We start from the raw sequence: 15593 nt of genomic DNA, 5'->3' as shown, positions 1-15593 counted from the left end.
TGCTGGCTAGCCGGCGGCGTTCAGGTCTCCGTACACCGTTCGCCCCTCGAGGACGGTGGCGCGCACCTCGATGTCGGCCAATTCGGTGGGCGCCACATCGAGGGGATTGGCCGACAGCACAACAAGATCCGCGTAGGCGCCCGGGAAGATTGCGCCGATGCTCTCCTCGCTGAAGAGCTGCCATGCGGCGTTGACGGTATGAGCGCGCAGCGCAGCGTCGACGGGGATACGTTCCTCCGGCGCACGCACCTGGCCACTCGGCGAGAGTCGGGTGACCGCGTCCTGCATGTTCCGCAGCGGGTTAGCCGGGGTGACCGGGCCGTCGTTGTGGAATGTGAAGCGCTGCCCGGCGGCAAGGGCAGAACCTGCTGCCGCCCATGCTCCGCCGTGCTCGGGACCGAACAGATCGTCGACCAACACGTCGCCCCAGTAGTGCAGGTGATCGATGAAGATACTGACGGTGACGCCCAGTTCAGCTGCCCGGCGGAACTGATCTGCGCGCATCGCGCCGACATGTTCGAGGCGCAAGCGGTGATCGGACCGCGGAAACTCCTGCAGCAGTTGCTCCCACGCGTCGAGAACCATCGTGATTGCGTTGTCGCCGTGGGCGTGGCACGCGATCTGCCACCCCTGCTCGAAGTAGGCTGCGCTGATGTCGTGGATCTGCTCACCGGTGTAGTTGGCATGACCGTGGGTGCAGGCGATGCCGAGTCCGCGAGTGGCGGCTGTGTCGAGGTACGGGAAACTGGTCGCGACGTTGCCGACCCACGGTGAACCGTCCGACCACACTTTGATGCCGATCTGCTTGACCAGATCATCGCCCTCGCCGGGGGTGGCGTCCGTGGCGCGGTCCGGTGTCGACATTTCGTAGAGGCGGAACCTGGTGGTGAGCCCGCCCGCGTCGGCAATTGCCTTCAATGCCGGGCGCATTCGTGGGTCGAACGACATTTCGGCGACGGTGGTGATGCCGGCCGCATTGAGTCGGGCGCACTCGGCGGCCAACAGTTGGGGGTAGTCGCTCCCGATGGTCATCGCGTGGCCGGCAACGGCAAACACGGCCGGTGTCTCGTACGCCGCGCCGTCGAGTTCGCCCGAGGAATCGTGGCCGTACGATCCGCCGATCGGATCGGGGGTGTCGCGGGTGATCCCGGCCTGCGCTGCTGCTGCGGAGTTGAAGTATGCAACGTGGCCGGAGTTGTGCATGATCACGAGCGGGTGGTCCGGTGCGATCATGTCGAGCCACTCGCGCGTGGGCTCGGGTAAACCCGTCTGCAGCAGAGGATCCCAACCGTTGAGCGATGCACCGGCCGCGCCGCGTGCTGCAACGGTGTCGATGACCGTGGCAACAACGGTATCCGCGTCGGCGATCGTGACGGGGCGGATGTCGACCACTGCCGGGCCGAGCACGATCGCCTCTTCGAGTGGGTGCCCGTGCGGTTCGATGAATCCGGGGAGCACGCAGGCAGTTCCGACGTCCACCACCCGCGTACCTTCGCCGATGAGCGAGTCGATCTCGGTCCGCTCGCCGACTGCCGTGATCCGGCCACCGGTCACGGCCAGAGCGTTCGCGCGCGGAGCGTCCTCGTGCATCGTGACGATGTCGCCGTACAGAACCAGATCAGCATCCATGACAGTCCTCATCGGTTGTCGGCGTATGCCTGCAGGTGGGCTACCTGCTCGGGATCGAGTGACGGGCGGACCTTGTCGCGCGCGGTGGCGACGTCGTCGGCGGTCACGTCGGCGGCGTCCATGCTGCGGCGCATGGCTGCCAGGGCGGCTTCGCGCAACAGAGCTGAGCAGTCGGCTGCCGAGTAACCTTCCAGATCCACTGCCAACGCGTCGAGGTCGACATCTTCCGCCAGCGGCACAGACTTGCCCGACGCCTTGAGAATTGCCTTGCGCGCGTCCGCGTCCGGCGGTGGAACAAATACAAGGCGTTCCAGTCTGCCTGGCCGCAGCAGTGCGGGGTCGATCAGATCGGGGCGGTTGGTGGCGCCCAACACCACGACATCACGCAGTGGCTCGACGCCGTCCATCTCCGTCAGCAGGGCTGCGACGACGCGATCCGACACCCCGGAGTCCGAGCTCTGCCCGCGTCGCGGGGCGAGGGCGTCGATTTCGTCGAGGAAGATCAGCGAGGGTGCGGAATCGCGGGCGCGCTGGAACAATTCGCGCACCGCTTTTTCGGATGCGCCCACCCACTTGTCCATCAGCTCGGCGCCCTTGACGGCGTGCACGCTCAGGTGGCCCGAGCTGGCAAGGGCGCGAACAAGATACGTCTTACCGCAGCCGGGAGGGCCGTAGAGGAGGACGCCGCGGGGCGGGTCGACGCCAAGGCGGGCAAAGGAATCGGGGTGCTGCAGTGGCCAGAGCACAGCCTCGGTGAGCGCCTGCTTGGTTTCGACCATGTCGCCGACGTCGTCGAGAGTGACGCTGCCGATGGACAGTTCTTCGGTACTGGACCGGGACAGTGGCCGAATCACCTCAAGCGCTCCGACGAGGTCGTCCTGCGTGATCTCCGGCGCTTCGGCAGATTTGGACGCTCTGGTCGCGGCTCGCAGCGCGGCTTCGCGGCACAACGCGGCGAGGTCGGCAACCACAAAGCCGGGGGCGCGGGAGGCGATGGCGTCGAGTTCGAGTGTGCCGGTGGGAACTCTGCGGAGCAACAGTTCGAGGAGTGCCTTGCGGGTAGCACCGTCGGGCAGGCTCAGGGAGAGTTCACGGTCGCACAGATCTTGACCGCGCAGGCGGGCGTCGACGGCTTCGGGGTGCGCGGACGTGGCGACAAACGCGATGCCGGGGGTGGCGACGGCGCTGCGCAGCTGTTCGAGGATGAGCGCGGAGACGGGTTCGGGTGTGGCGGGCAGTAATGCGTCGATATCGGTGATCAGGAGAACCCCACCGCCGCGCACACCGGCTACGGCGTCGACGATGCGCTGGAGTCGGGTATTCGCTTCGGTTGCACCGACTCCGGGGCCGTCGAGTTCCACCAGCTTTCGCGCCGAGAGAACTGATCGGGCGAGTGTGGCTTTTCCGACGCCTGCCGGTCCGGTGATCAGAACACCGAGGTGCGGGGAGGCGCCGAGTGTGCGCAGCAGTTCCGGTTCGTCGAGCGCCAGGCCGAGCCACTCGGTGAGTTTGGCGGCCTGTGCCTGTGCGCCCACGAGGTGGTCGAGGGGAACGGCAGGCGTGGGTTCGGCAGAGGCAGAGGCCGCGACAGCGGCACTGGAAACAGCACCGGCAACGGCAGCGGGACCGGCCGTTCCCCAGTCCACCGCCGAGTTCGGCTGCACACTCACCGGCCCACCGGCCGGGTCGACGCCGGTGACGGTGAGCAGTTCCGACGTCCAGGCGACACCGAAGGTGCGGGAAAGAGCTTGAGTGGCTTCGGAAGTGCTGGTTCCAGGGCCCAAGTCGCGGGGGAGAAGCGAGACGGTATCGCCGACGCTCACCACCTTGCCGAGCAGAGCTTGGCGCAGGACGGTGGGGCTGATCGAGCGGGTTGCCATGGTGGAACCGGTGACGGAGACGGATCGTGCTCCGTACACCGTCACCGGACCCACCACGACGGACGAGTTCTCGGTGAGCCCCACGTTGGACATCGTGACGTCGTCCAACAAGATCGTGCCCGCCGGTGTGCCGGTGGGGGCCCGCCCCGCCACGGCAGCGGTTCCTCGTGCGCCCATCAAGGCGATGGCATCCCACTCGCGGATACCCAACGCTGCCAAGGCTTCGGGATGCAGGCGCACGACACCGCGTCGTAAATCTGCTGCGGAGGTGTTGAGTCGGACAGTCAGGGCGAGTTCCGGCGAAGTCACTCCCCGAGACTACGTCCTGAGCTAGCGAGGCCGACGCAAGCCGAGGCGCACCATCGAGCGTCGTCCACCCGCTGTGGGTTGACGACGGATCGCCCGGCGCTCCGACGGCTTGATGTCCCACGTTTCCGGCCGCGCCGCCACCCAGCGCTTGGAGCGGACGGCAAAGGGAATGTGAACCAGGTATATCGCAATGAGAACGATCAACAGCACGTACGGGAAGGTGATCAGTGCGGCCGCGGTCAAGGCCACGAGGACCAGCAGCGCGGCAGCCATGTGCGGTGGCACGGATACCGATTTCATGGCCAGGGTCGGGATGCGGCTGACGATCAGAGCTGCCGAGAACAACATCCAGATGACTACAACTACCTGCGACGACCACCACCCGTCACCCCATTGGATGGTTGCAGCCAGGGGGGTGAGGGCGATCAGGGCGCCTGCGGGCGCTGGCACTCCGACAAAGTACTCGCGGGCATATGCGGGGACGTCGTCTTCGTCGAGCAGGGTATTGAACCGGGCCAGGCGCAACACGATGCTGACGGCGTAGACCAACGCGATGATCCAGCCGAAGTTGGTGTCGTCCAACAACGTCACGTACAGGACCAATGCCGGGGCAACGCCGAACGAGATGGCATCGGACAGTGAATCGAGCTCGGCACCGATCTTGCTGGTCGCGTCGAGAAGGCGGGCGATCCGGCCGTCGAGTGAATCGAGGACCGCCGCAGCACCGACCATCGCGAGCGAGATGCCAGGCTCTCCGTCGAGTGCGAACTTGACGGCGGACAGGCCCGCACACAGCGCGAGGATGGTGATGACGGACGGCAACAACCGCACGGCTTGCGTGCGTTTGGGCACCTTCATGGCCGGGCTGGTTGTCACCACCGGTCTCTTCACGGCTGGCTTCATTCTCGGTGTCTTCACGGCAGTTGCGCGATGACGGTTTCAGCGCCAATTGTGCGCTGACCTGGTTCGACCAGCAAGGTCGTTCCGGCCGGGAAGTACGTGTCGACGCGCGATCCGAAGCGGATCAGACCGTAGGTGTCACCGATAGGGAGGGAATCACCGACGCCGGCGTAGCAGACGATACGACGCGCCAGCAGACCGGCGATCTGTACGACGGCAACGTCGTGTCCGGTCGCGGTCTCGATGAGCATGCTGTTGCGCTCGTTGACCTCGCTGGCGTCGGCCAGGTCTGCGGAGAGGAACTTGCCCGGCTGGTGAACAACAGTCTTGACGGTGCCTCCGACGGGAGCGCGCTGGACGTGTACGTCCAGAACCGACAGGAAGATGCTCACGCGGGGGCGAGGTTCGCTGCCGAGGTTCAGTTCGGCTGGCGGGACGGCATTGTCGACCAGTGCGACCTCGCCGTCGGCCGGGGCCACGACGACGCCGATGCGGTTGGGCGGTACCCGGTGCGGGTGACGGAAGAAGGTGGCGCAGGCAGCTGCGGACACAAGGCCGGCTCGACGCACCCACTTACGGTTGCGACCCAGGGCTGCAACACCCAGCGGAGCGAGCACAAACGGAAGACCGGCGGGATGAAGCGGCGGAATCGCATGCCGAACCAGATCGACGATATGTCCGATTCCGGTGGGTTGCGGGGTTCCGGGGGGTGTGGGTCGGCGTGCCACAGGCTCCTCTAACTACTCGGTCGGTGTACTGCTGGCCGCACAGACACTACGGGGCGTCGTGCATCACTAGATTACGTGAGGCATCCGTTACTGCGGCATCTGTTGTTGCGGCACCCGGTATCGTCCGCCCCAGATCATGTCGGCGCAGTAGCCGAGCACACCGACCAGATAGAGAACGGTCGGGGCGACGAGGAGCCAGGTATCGACGGAACCATCCGTCGACGTGCCCGCGACCGCTGTCATCCAGGCAAGTAACAGCGCGGTGGCAGCGCCGAGCCATTCGAGGTCTTCGGAAATTCTTCGATCGAACTCGGCGCGATTGACCGGGTCCGTCCAGTATCGATGGTTCGCGATGCTGATCGCGTGCCCAGGAACACGGGCGATCAGGAACCTCGCTGACCCGAACGCGAGAGTGAGACCGAGACAGATTCCGCCGATCGGACCGAGGAACGACCACTTCGAATCCCACCGGGTTACCGCACCGGACGCGTCGAAGTGACCGGGAATCTCGTCACCTGCTGTTGCTGCCACCCACGTCCAGGCGATCGCAAACGTGCCGAACGCGAGCCACAAGACTGTCCGCGACTTTGCCTTCATCGAGGGCAACTCTATTACGTGTGCGCAGCCTGTAGCGGCATCAAGTACGAGAAGTACCTGGCGTAGTCGGTGGTGCGGATAGCAAGGGGCAGTGCCGCGCCGCTCGCCCGAATCACCAGTGCCCGACCGGGTTGCGCTGCCGCGGCCTCGCGAAGTCGCTGCCGATCGACCAGCACTCGGAACCTCTCTGCGGGAACCACGTCAGCCGGATCGATCAGAGCGCTTCCGTCGGCGTCGACGCTCACGATCGCTGTTTCCGTGGAGCCGTTGAGCAGGGCCGCCAGTTGGTCACCTCTCAGTTCGGTTGCGCCACGGTCTTCGCGCAGGATGCGATGGTCCGGAAATTCACCGTCCTCGATGAGTGGGCTCGACACCGATCCGCCGGGATACGACGCGGTCACCGATCGGGTGGCGAAGGTGAGCGTCACGACTCCGGCGATGTCTCGCATCCTTCGCGCAAAGGCGAGCGGAATGACTGCCGAGACGGTCAAATTGGATCGCACGCTCACTTCTGCGACCGCTAGCCGGTACCGATCAGTGGTGACAAACGCCGCGACGCCGTCGTGAATGTCGATATGTACTCCGCGAAGGATCGGGAACTCCGAATCGGCGTCCACGGCAAACAGCACGGCGTCGAGTGCGCGTCGTACATCCCAGGAATCGAGGGTGACGCCGGTTGCGGTCGGCCGTGAATCGATGAGCCGATGGATTCGATCGAGTTCGGCTCGGGCGTCGGCGAGCCCGTCTTCGAGATTGCGCAAGTGCGCGTCCAATCGGGAGTGTGGGTCCGACCCGGTCAGGACGGCTGTCATTTCCCGAACCGGGACACCGACGTGCCGCATGCCCGCGATCAGGCGAGCATCACGGAGTTGGTCGTCGGTGTACCAGCGATAACCAGTATGCGGGTCGACGGAGTGCGGAACCAGCACGCCTTCCTTGTCGTAGAAGCGCAGCGCACTGATCGGTAGCGCCGACGCCCTCGCCATCTCACCGATTGTCAGGAGCGCTGGGCTAGTGGTCACGGTCGAATTCTGCCCGCAATCGCGCGATGGCGCCCCGAATCATCCGGCCGTATCCGTCGGCGGTCAGTGTTCCGGCCGCGCCTTCGGCCTTGGTCAGATGCTCGTGAGCTTCGGCGACTCGACCGAGTTTGTTGTAGTCGGCGGCCAGGTTGAGGTGCAACGACGGGTAGAAGCCTGCAACCTGCAGCGTCGAATGGTGTTCTTGCGCCCGAGCATCGGTCAGCGAATCAGCCGCTTCCAGTGCACGCAGATCCCACTGAAGTTCGTCGGCAGGGTCGTCTTGAACGTCGGCCATGTAGTGCGCGAGGGTGACAACGTGCAGCGGATCAGTGCCGACGTCGCGCCACACGTTTTCGAATGCAGAGCGAGCCCCGGCCCGATCGCCGGAGCTCGCCATTTCTTGTGCCTGCATTATTCGGTTCATCACGGGATCCATGAAAGGGATCCTGGAGTCTCGACCTGGTCGAGGGTCAAGCGGGAACGCTGGCTGCTTCCGCTTCCTTCTTCACACGCTCGAGAGTGGCGTTCATGCCCTTGACGAGTTCGACCTCGAAGCTGTCGTTGCCACCGAAGACCGTCTTGACCAGGAACTGCGAGACCTGGGACGTTCCGGTGGGAGCTTCACGGCGCTCGGTGAGCTTGGTTCCGGTTTCGGTCGCTTCGATGTTGTACGACCAGATGGTGCGGTTCTCGGCGATGCGGAACGCGACGGACTTGTTGGGCTCGAACCGAACAACCTTCGCTGTTGTCGGCCAGACGAGAAGGCCCTTGCGGTTGATGTTCAGGGTCTTGGCACCCTCACGGACGGTTCCACCGATGACCTTCATCTTCTTGCACTGGGGGCTCCATTCGCCCATCCGCTGCAGGTCGGCGACGATCGCCCACACATCCTGCGGGGATGCATTGATGTCGATGCTGGCTTCGAGGGTGTTGGACAATGGTTTCTCCAGTCAATTTGATGATACGACGAGTTACAAACACTTTTGCCGACGGTACGCGATACGTCAATACCCGATGTGCCTCAGGTCACCTTACGGCCAGGTCGCAGGGGTGGGCGGGAGGCTGGCGGCCGGTAGCGGACAATAGACGGCGCACGCATGCCTGCCATCCGACTGGAGTACCGAGTGAACACCGACGCCTTGCCCGACGAACGGGCCGGACTCAAGAGGGGGCTGACGGCGCGGCACATTCGTTTCATTGCTCTGGGCTCGGCAATCGGAACGGGACTTTTCTACGGCAGTGCCGAAGCGATCAAGCGCGCCGGGCCGTCGGTTCTGCTGGCTTACCTGATCGGTGGCCTCGCGGTGTACCTGGTGCTGCGCGCTCTCGGTGAGATGGCGGTACGCAACCCCGTCTCCGGTTCGTTCAGCGAATACGCCAACCAGCATCTGGGTCCGCTTGCCGGATTCATGACAGGGTGGACGTACACATTCGAGATGGTGATCGTCTGTCTTGCCGACGTCACAGCGTTCGGCCTGTACATGCAGTTCTGGTTCCCGGACGTGCCACGCTGGATTTGGGTTCTGGCCGTCGTCTTCTTCATTGGCGCCCTGAACCTGTTGAGCGTCAAGGTGTTCGGTGAGCTCGAGTTCTGGTTCACGCTCGTCAAGATTACCGCCATCATCGCGATGATCGTGGGTGGCATCGCGATCATCGTGTTCGGATTCGGCGTGCACGACACCGACGCGGGAGTCAGCAACCTGTGGTCGGACGGCGGATTCTTCGCTACGGGAATCGGCGGGTTCCTCGCGTGCTTTGCAATCGTCATGTTTGCGTTCGGCGGCACCGAAATCATCGGAATCACTGCCGGTGAGGCAGAAGACCCGGCGCGGACCATCCGAAAAGCGGTCAACACCGTTCCGGTACGCATCATTCTCTTCTACGTCTGCACCCTCGCAGTCATCATGATCATCATTCCGTGGCAGACCATCACCAGCGACAACAGTCCCTTTGTGCAGATCTTCGAGAACCTCGGATTGGGCACCGCTGCTTCGATACTCAACATCGTGGTCATCACCGCGGCGCTGTCCGCCATCAACAGCGACGTATTCGGTGCCGGCCGCATGATGTTCGGAATGTCCCACGCCGGTCAAGCGCCGCAGGTCATGAAGAAGGTGTCCCGCAACGGAGTTCCGTGGATGACCGTTGTCATCATGACCGTCGCCTTGTTGGTCGGCGTGGTGCTCAACTACCTGATCCCGGACCAGGTTTTCCTCGTGATCGCGTCGCTCGCGACCTTCGCCACCATCTTTGTGTGGGTCATGATTCTGCTGTCGCAGTTCCGTTCACGCCGCCAGATGAGTGCCGACGAAACAGCGGCACTGAAGTTTCCAGTGCCGCTGTGGCCGTACGGTCAGATCTTCGCGATCGGTTTCCTGGTGTTTGTCATCATCCTGTTGGGCGTCATTGCGGACACCCGTGTTGCCCTACTGGTGGGCGCCGGATGGCTCGTGCTGCTGGCCGGCGCGTACTACAAATGGGTGAAACCCGCCGTCAGCGCAGCGGATCGAAGTGGCGCATCACAGTAGGCATCGTGCCTGCCGTCATCGACTCCGCCATCATCTTTCCGGTCAACGGACCCAACGCGATTCCCCACATCCCGTGACCACCCGCGACATGGACGCGCGGCGACTTCGTAGCACCGATCAACGGCAACCCGTCAGTGGTGCAGGGACGTGATCCGACCCATTCCTCGTCACGCGCAGTCCAGTCGATGCCGCGGAGCATGGGCTTTGCGGCGTCGATGATCGCCTGCACGCGACGCGGATCCAACGGTGCGTCTGGGCTGCGGAATTCCATCATTCCGGCGACGCGGAACCTGTCGTGCAGCGGCGTGCACGCCACGCGCTGAGTGGGGAAGTACACCGGGTTCTTGGGCAGGTGATCGGGTGTGACGCTGAAGCTGTATCCGCGTCCCGCCTGCACCAGTTTGCGCACACCGAACGGCGCTGCCAGCTTGTTCAAGCGAGCGCCACTGGAAATCACGACTGCATCTGCTGCACGCGAATCACCGTTGGCGGAGCGAACACTCACGCCGTCGGCACGGTCGTCGATTGACGCCACATCGAAGCCGGTGATGATCTCGGCGCCACGTTCACGGACGGCGTCGGCCAACGAGTTCACAAATTGCGGGGGATCGATGAAACGCTGACCACGCAGCCGGATTCCGGCCTTCACACCGGTGCCGAGGGTTGGCTCGAGCGAGTGGATCGCATCGTGGTCGAGGAGATCGAAGTCGACCTCGCCGCCGGCGGCCTCCACATGACGGAACTCCTCGACCAGGTTCTCGCGATCCTGCTCCGACGCGAACGCCGCGAGGAACGGATCAGCCAAGCGGGTGTGCTCCTTGACGCCACCGTCGGCAAGTTCGTCGAATGCGCCCAGCGCAGTTCGGTTCACTTCCGTGTAGACGGACATTGCTTCCTGCCACTTCGAGGGTGTGCAGTGGCGAGCAAATCCGACCAGGAACCGGATCAGTTTCAGATCGGTTGTCAGCGGAACATACACCGGCGACGACGGGCTGAGCATCGCGCGCAGGCCGTACTGAAGGACTGCAGGTTCGGGGAGCGGAAGCGTGAGAGCGGGCGCGAGCCAGCCGGCATTTCCCCAGCTGGCATCAGCGGCGACGCCATCTCGATCGACGACGGTGACGTCGACTCCACGTTCCTGGAGGAACCAGGCCGTCGACAATCCGACCATGCCTGCGCCGACCACGACCACACGATCGGGGCTCTGACGAGTTCCCATGACCTGCTCCTTTAGCTCCGTTGACATGCGAGACGCCGGTCACACCGGCTCTGTTTCAAGCATGGGCTGAGGGGAGGGCAAAAGGAGTGGCCGTTCGGCCACAGGTAGAGATCAGGCGTTGTGCATATGCACAACGGGCGTTCAATTCCGCAGTTTGAACTGGAGCATCAGGATCAGTCGAGTGTCCGCGTCGGTCAGGTCAACACCACACATGTCCTTGCAACGGCGTAGCCGATTGCGCAGGGTGTTGGGGTGAACGTGCAGTGCTGCGGAAGAATTCGCGACATCACCGCCCTTGTCGAGGAAGGTGCGGGCCGTGGCGACAAGTTCGCTGCCGTGCCGACGGTCGTGCTCGTCCAACGCGCCAAGGGGTGTGGCATCGCCCAGCCCGTCGAAGATGTCGGCGACATGCAATGCCAGTACCGACGCCAAGGTGTCGTTCATGCCCGCGACAATCCCGCCGGACCGGTTGTGCCGCAGCGCGCCCAGAACATGGTCGGCGTCGGCGCGCGATAGATGGCATTCGCTGGCCGATTTCACATTTCGGCCCACCGCCACGGCAAGTTGTGCGCGTTCGCGGGCGCGACCGAGGAAGTCCTCCAGCAATCGGCGGGTGTTCGCTTCTTCAGCGGAGACAACAAGATACGTCGCGTCGATCAACTGCGCGATCACGGCGTCGACGGCCAGTGTGTCGAGATACAGACCCAACGACGCCGCGACGGTGCTCGGCATGAAACCGGCTGTCGCGCCAACCGCTACGACGGTCAGCGGTCCGCGCAGTCGCAAGTCCTCGGCGGCGCGGAATGCCTGCTCGCCGCCGCCGATCAGTGCTTTTACTCGCTCGGTCTGGCGGCGTCTGGTGCTGTTGATCCGGTCCCGCTCGGACGCGATGTGCTCCGCAACCACGGGCACAGCAGCGCGAAGTGTCGATTCCTGGGACGGCGTCGGCTCGCCCGCGAGTGCCACCCAGATAGACCCGACGGCAATGTTGTTCTCTCGCACGGCGATGACAAGCCGGGGAGTGATCGCCGGATCGTCGAGGTTGACGTAGATAGGGTCCGTCTCCCGATGAAGACGCTCGAAAACACCTGCATTCGAGAGGAGTTCGCGTATCCGGCTGGGGACCTGCCGGCCGAGGATGGTTCCGATCCGAGCCTCGTCCACGGCTTGTTCACCGCCGGAGTAGGCAAGGACGGTCGAGTTCTCGTCCTCGATCGTGACGGGAGCTCCGAGTAATTCCGCCAAGGATCCCGCGACGCTGAAGAGATCGTCGTCGCGCAGGTCCATGAGGCTGAGCCTACTGAGCCGGTTCGTTTCCTGTGGTGCGACGCGTCGGGGTTGCAACTATAGGCTGGTGCAATGGCTGACATCGAAGGTGTTCTGTTCGACATCGACGGAGTCCTGCTCACGTCATGGCAGCCCATCGAGGGTGCCGGCGAGGCGGTCCGCGATGTGCGTAGTCGGGGCTTGGCGTGTGGGTTTCTCACCAACACCACCTCCCGCAGTTCGACCCTGATTGCGGAGGGACTGTGTGACGCGGGAATTGCGGTCGAACCCAGCCAGATTGTGACCGCAGCAAGGCTCACGGCGGAGTACGTGCGCACCACATATCCCGACGCGAAGGCCTGGGTGCTCAACAACGGCGATGTGTCCAGCGACCTCGAGGGAATCGAACTGGTCGACAAGAACCCTGATGTTGTCATCCTCGGCGGCGCAGGTCCCGAATTCACTCACGAGGCCCTGAGTCAGGTGCTCGAATATTTGCTCGACGGTGTCCCGGTGGTCGCGATGCACCGCGGAATGATGTGGGAGACAGATACGGGCTTGAGGATCGACACCGGAACGTACCTACCGGGTTTCGAGGAAGTTGCCGGCGTCAATATCGCGGCCGTCGGCAAGCCGTCGCTCACGGGCTTTCTCGCGGCCACCGAATTGATGGACGTCGACGCCGAAGCGACGGTCATGGTGGGAGACGATCTGATCGGTGACATCCTTTCGTCGCAAAGGGTCGGGTTGACCGGAGTTCTGGTGCGTACCGGCAAGTTTCGGCAGGCAGTGCTCGAATTGGCAACGCAACAGCCGGACTATGTCATCGATTCCGTGGCGGATCTACCGGGATTGTTGGAAACCTTGCTCGAGTCGTGACCTGCAAAGCGTGACGGACGTCATGTGAGCGGGTACTCTCGCGCCCGAATCCATGAACGTGTTCCAAGAAGGAGTTTTCTATGCCCTTGATCTCGTCAGTCTGGTTCCGCCGCTCGTCCTCACGAGTTAACGGAAGTACCAGTAGTCGGTTGGGGGGCCGCCTGGCGAGAACAGGGGCTGTGGTGACCGCGGGGATGGGCTTGGTTGCGGGGCTGGCGCTGGCCGGCGGGGGAGTCGCTTCGGCTGCGCCCGTTACGTGTGTGTCGCCGCCGTTGGTCAACGACATCCAGGTATCGGACACCGCGAGCTGTGGCGCACAGGCTGTTGGTGCGGGACGCTCGCAGGCCGGTGCCATGGAGAGCGGAACAGCTGTCAGCGTCTCGGCTGACAACAGCTACACCAACACTTACGCCAACGGTTTCGGAACGGCTCTCGGCGCTTCGCGCGGCAACGGTCAGGCGCACGCCTATGCACTCGGTGGCGGCATCGCCCGCGCCGGTGCGGCCGACGGAAACTTCACCGTTGCCATCGCCGGTTGGGGAGCGGGAGCGACGGCTGACGCCAACGGAGTCAACTGCATGGGCAACTTGTCCTTCGCTGTGAACTTCACCAACGGGCAGTTCTGCATCGCCGGCTGAGTCTTGACCTTGCACTCGGCACGCTCGAGTGCTAAAAATGCAATTGGCACTCGCGAGCTGTGAGTGCCAGGTCGAGTCAGTGAGACCGGGATCCATCGACACCCCCGGTCGTCCGTCGCGGGCACTGACTTAAGACCACAGGCTAGATGGGTGACCTAAGCAAAATTCGGTCGCCCTGTGCCGATGAGGTGACCCGACGAGCGGTCACCTTGTGTGTCACCCCCTATCCGGAGGATCACTTCGCAATGGCAAAGATCATCGCGTTCGACGAAGAGGCACGTCGCGGCCTCGAGCGAGGCCTCAATGCCCTCGCCGACGCTGTCAAGGTGACGTTGGGCCCCAAGGGTCGCAACGTCGTTCTCGAAAAGAAGTGGGGCGCCCCCACGATCACCAACGATGGTGTTTCCATCGCCAAGGAGATCGAACTCGACGACCCGTACGAGAAGATCGGCGCGGAGCTCGTCAAGGAGGTCGCCAAGAAGACTGACGACGTCGCTGGCGACGGCACCACCACCGCCACCGTCCTCGCACAGGCACTGGTCCGCGAAGGCCTGCGTAACGTCGCAGCCGGCGCGAACCCGCTCGGCCTCAAGCGCGGCATCGAGAAGGCTGTCGAGGCTGTCACAGCTCGCCTGCTCGAAACCGCCAAGGAGATCGACACCAAGGAGCAGATCGCTGCTACCGCCGGTATTTCCGCAGGCGACCCGTCCATCGGTGAGCTCATCGCCGAGGCAATGGACAAGGTCGGCAAGGAAGGCGTCATCACGGTCGAGGAGTCCAACACCTTCGGCCTGCAGCTCGAGCTCACCGAGGGCATGCGCTTCGACAAGGGCTACATCTCGGCGTACTTCGCCACCGATGCTGAGCGTCAGGAAGCCGTCCTCGAAGACGTCTACATCCTGCTCGTCAGCTCCAAGATCTCCACGGTCAAGGACCTGCTGCCCCTGCTGGAGAAGGTTATCCAGTCCGGCAAGCCGCTCCTGATCATCGCCGAGGACGTCGAGGGCGAAGCTCTCTCCACCCTCGTCGTCAACAAGATCCGTGGCACCTTCAAGTCTGTTGCCGTCAAGGCTCCCGGCTTCGGTGACCGTCGTAAGGCTCAGCTCGCCGACATCGCCATCCTCACGGGTGGCGAGGTCATCAGCGAAGAGGTCGGACTCTCCTTGGAGACCGCAGGCCTCGAGCTCCTCGGCCAGGCACGCAAGGTTGTCATCACCAAGGACGAGACCACCATCGTCGAAGGTGCCGGCGACGCCGACGCCATCGCAGGTCGCGTCAGCCAGATCCGCGCTGAGATCGAGAACAGCGACTCGGATTACGACCGTGAGAAGCTGCAGGAACGTCTGGCCAAGCTGGCCGGCGGCGTTGCAGTCATCAAGGCAGGCGCAGCAACCGAGGTTGAGCTCAAGGAGCGCAAGCACCGCATCGAAGATGCAGTGCGCAACGCTAAGGCAGCTGTCGAAGAGGGCATCGTCGCCGGTGGCGGCGTAGCACTCATCCAGGCCGCTCCCGCCCTGGACGACCTCAAGCTCGAAGGTGACGAGGCAACCGGCGCGAACATCGTTCGCGTTGCACTGTCCGCTCCGCTCAAGCAGATCGCATTCAACGCAGGCCTCGAGCCCGGCGTTGTTGCGGACAAGGTCTCCAACCTGCCCGCAGGTCACGGCCTCAACGCTGCGACCAACGAGTACGAAGACCTGCTCGCTGCAGGCATCAACGACCCGGTCAAGGTCACCCGCTCGGCACTGCAGAACGCAGCGTCCATCGCGGCTCTGTTCCTGACGACCGAAGCTGTTGTTGCTGACAAGCCGGAGAAGTCTGCTCCCGCAGGCGATCCCACCGGCGGCATGGGCGGCATGGACTTCTGAGTCCATCCCCTTAGCTCCTAGAGGCCCGGTCCACCATTTGGTGGGCCGGGCTTTTACGTGAGTGAGGGTGTGGTGGGGCTCGACTTCACAAGTTTCTTCGCATGGCGCACGGCTTCGATCAGTCTGTTGA

Annotated in this window: 14 protein-coding genes; 4 read left to right on the top strand and 10 right to left on the bottom strand. The window is 63.7% G+C overall.

The annotated features are described in order from the left end of the window. Positions 1–6 precede the first annotated feature (6 nt). The 8 genes from CJ178_RS12230 to CJ178_RS12195 all read right to left on the bottom strand — a co-directional run bounded on the left by CJ178_RS12230 (position 7) and on the right by CJ178_RS12195 (position 8003). Positions 7–1629 (bottom strand): amidohydrolase, encoded by a 1623-nt coding sequence (locus tag CJ178_RS12230; protein WP_095886784.1) that lies wholly within the window; start codon positions 1627–1629, stop codon positions 7–9. Positions 1630–1637: 8 nt separating this feature from the next. After that, a complete protein-coding gene (locus CJ178_RS12225) occupies positions 1638–3818 on the bottom strand; it encodes an AAA family ATPase (RefSeq protein WP_095886783.1) in 2181 nt (726 codons plus the stop codon). Between the two features lie 21 nt (positions 3819–3839). Beyond that, positions 3840–4676, bottom strand: a complete 837-nt coding sequence (locus CJ178_RS12220) for a CDP-alcohol phosphatidyltransferase family protein (RefSeq protein WP_033235794.1) — start codon at positions 4674–4676, stop codon at positions 3840–3842. Between the two features lie 56 nt (positions 4677–4732). Next, positions 4733–5446, bottom strand: a complete 714-nt coding sequence (locus tag CJ178_RS12215) for a phosphatidylserine decarboxylase (protein WP_095886782.1) — start codon at positions 5444–5446, stop codon at positions 4733–4735. An 87-nt stretch (positions 5447–5533) separates the two neighbouring features. After that, the gene (locus CJ178_RS12210; RefSeq protein WP_095886781.1) at positions 5534–6043 is read right to left on the bottom strand and encodes a DUF1648 domain-containing protein; all 510 of its coding nucleotides are present in this window, start codon (positions 6041–6043) and stop codon (positions 5534–5536) included. 14 nt (positions 6044–6057) lie between these two features. Then, on the bottom strand, positions 6058–7065 hold the full coding sequence (locus tag CJ178_RS12205) for a MerR family DNA-binding transcriptional regulator (RefSeq protein WP_095886780.1): 1008 nt from the start codon (positions 7063–7065) through the stop codon (positions 6058–6060). Continuing rightward, entirely contained in the window at positions 7055–7501 is a 447-nt protein-coding gene (locus tag CJ178_RS12200) for a hypothetical protein (protein ID WP_095886779.1), read from the bottom strand. The genes CJ178_RS12205 and CJ178_RS12200 overlap by 11 nt, the downstream gene beginning before the upstream one ends. A 34-nt stretch (positions 7502–7535) precedes the next feature. Next, the gene (locus CJ178_RS12195; RefSeq protein ID WP_095886778.1) at positions 7536–8003 is read right to left on the bottom strand and encodes an SRPBCC family protein; all 468 of its coding nucleotides are present in this window, start codon (positions 8001–8003) and stop codon (positions 7536–7538) included. 159 nt (positions 8004–8162) lie between these two features. Here CJ178_RS12195 and CJ178_RS12190 point away from each other — a divergent pair, with 159 nt between their 5' ends. Next, complete coding sequence (locus CJ178_RS12190) at positions 8163–9593, top strand: amino acid permease (RefSeq protein ID WP_242484604.1); 1431 nt, start codon at positions 8163–8165, stop codon at positions 9591–9593. On the opposite strand, the gene CJ178_RS12185 is transcribed toward CJ178_RS12190, so the two are convergent. Both CJ178_RS12185 and CJ178_RS12180 read right to left on the bottom strand, forming a co-directional pair. Then, complete coding sequence (locus CJ178_RS12185; RefSeq protein WP_045063993.1) at positions 9559–10812, bottom strand: NAD(P)/FAD-dependent oxidoreductase; 1254 nt, start codon at positions 10810–10812, stop codon at positions 9559–9561. The two genes, CJ178_RS12190 and CJ178_RS12185, sit on opposite strands and share 35 nt — an antisense overlap. 141 nt (positions 10813–10953) lie before the next feature. Then, entirely contained in the window at positions 10954–12099 is a 1146-nt protein-coding gene (locus CJ178_RS12180; RefSeq protein WP_095886777.1) for a PucR family transcriptional regulator, read from the bottom strand. Between the two features lie 72 nt (positions 12100–12171). Between CJ178_RS12180 and CJ178_RS12175 the strand changes: the two genes are divergently transcribed. From CJ178_RS12175 to groL, 3 genes are all read left to right on the top strand, one after another. After that, positions 12172–12957: an HAD-IIA family hydrolase gene (locus CJ178_RS12175; RefSeq protein ID WP_095886776.1), complete on the top strand. Its 786-nt coding sequence runs from the start codon at positions 12172–12174 to the stop codon at positions 12955–12957. Between the two features lie 80 nt (positions 12958–13037). Beyond that, positions 13038–13595: a DUF6764 family protein gene (locus tag CJ178_RS12170; RefSeq protein WP_080711786.1), complete on the top strand. Its 558-nt coding sequence runs from the start codon at positions 13038–13040 to the stop codon at positions 13593–13595. A 245-nt stretch (positions 13596–13840) separates the two neighbouring features. Beyond that, positions 13841–15463: a chaperonin GroEL gene (gene groL, locus CJ178_RS12165; RefSeq protein ID WP_033235579.1), complete on the top strand. Its 1623-nt coding sequence runs from the start codon at positions 13841–13843 to the stop codon at positions 15461–15463. Positions 15464–15593: the final 130 nt, after the last annotated feature.

The organism is Rhodococcus sp. ACPA4 (assembly GCF_002300185.1).
GTDB classification, from domain to species: Bacteria; Actinomycetota; Actinomycetes; order Mycobacteriales; family Mycobacteriaceae; genus Rhodococcus_F; species Rhodococcus_F globerula.
This window is presented reverse-complemented; position numbering and strand designations above follow the sequence as displayed.

Excerpts from the sequence above, each read along its gene's own strand:
- CJ178_RS12230 (WP_095886784.1), bottom strand. The coding sequence starts at position 1,629 with ATGGATGCTGATCTGGTTCTGTACGGCGACATCGTCACGATGCACGAG.
- CJ178_RS12220 (WP_033235794.1), bottom strand. The coding sequence starts at position 4,676 with ATGAAGGTGCCCAAACGCACGCAAGCCGTGCGGTTGTTGCCGTCCGTC.
- CJ178_RS12210 (WP_095886781.1), bottom strand. The coding sequence starts at position 6,043 with ATGAAGGCAAAGTCGCGGACAGTCTTGTGGCTCGCGTTCGGCACGTTT.
- CJ178_RS12200 (WP_095886779.1), bottom strand. The coding sequence starts at position 7,501 with ATGGATCCCGTGATGAACCGAATAATGCAGGCACAAGAAATGGCGAGC.
- CJ178_RS12190 (WP_242484604.1), top strand. The coding sequence starts at position 8,163 with ATGCCTGCCATCCGACTGGAGTACCGAGTGAACACCGACGCCTTGCCC.
- CJ178_RS12185 (WP_045063993.1), bottom strand. The coding sequence starts at position 10,812 with ATGGGAACTCGTCAGAGCCCCGATCGTGTGGTCGTGGTCGGCGCAGGC.
- CJ178_RS12180 (WP_095886777.1), bottom strand. The coding sequence starts at position 12,099 with ATGGACCTGCGCGACGACGATCTCTTCAGCGTCGCGGGATCCTTGGCG.
- CJ178_RS12175 (WP_095886776.1), top strand. The coding sequence starts at position 12,172 with ATGGCTGACATCGAAGGTGTTCTGTTCGACATCGACGGAGTCCTGCTC.
- CJ178_RS12170 (WP_080711786.1), top strand. The coding sequence starts at position 13,038 with ATGCCCTTGATCTCGTCAGTCTGGTTCCGCCGCTCGTCCTCACGAGTT.
- groL (WP_033235579.1), top strand. The coding sequence starts at position 13,841 with ATGGCAAAGATCATCGCGTTCGACGAAGAGGCACGTCGCGGCCTCGAG.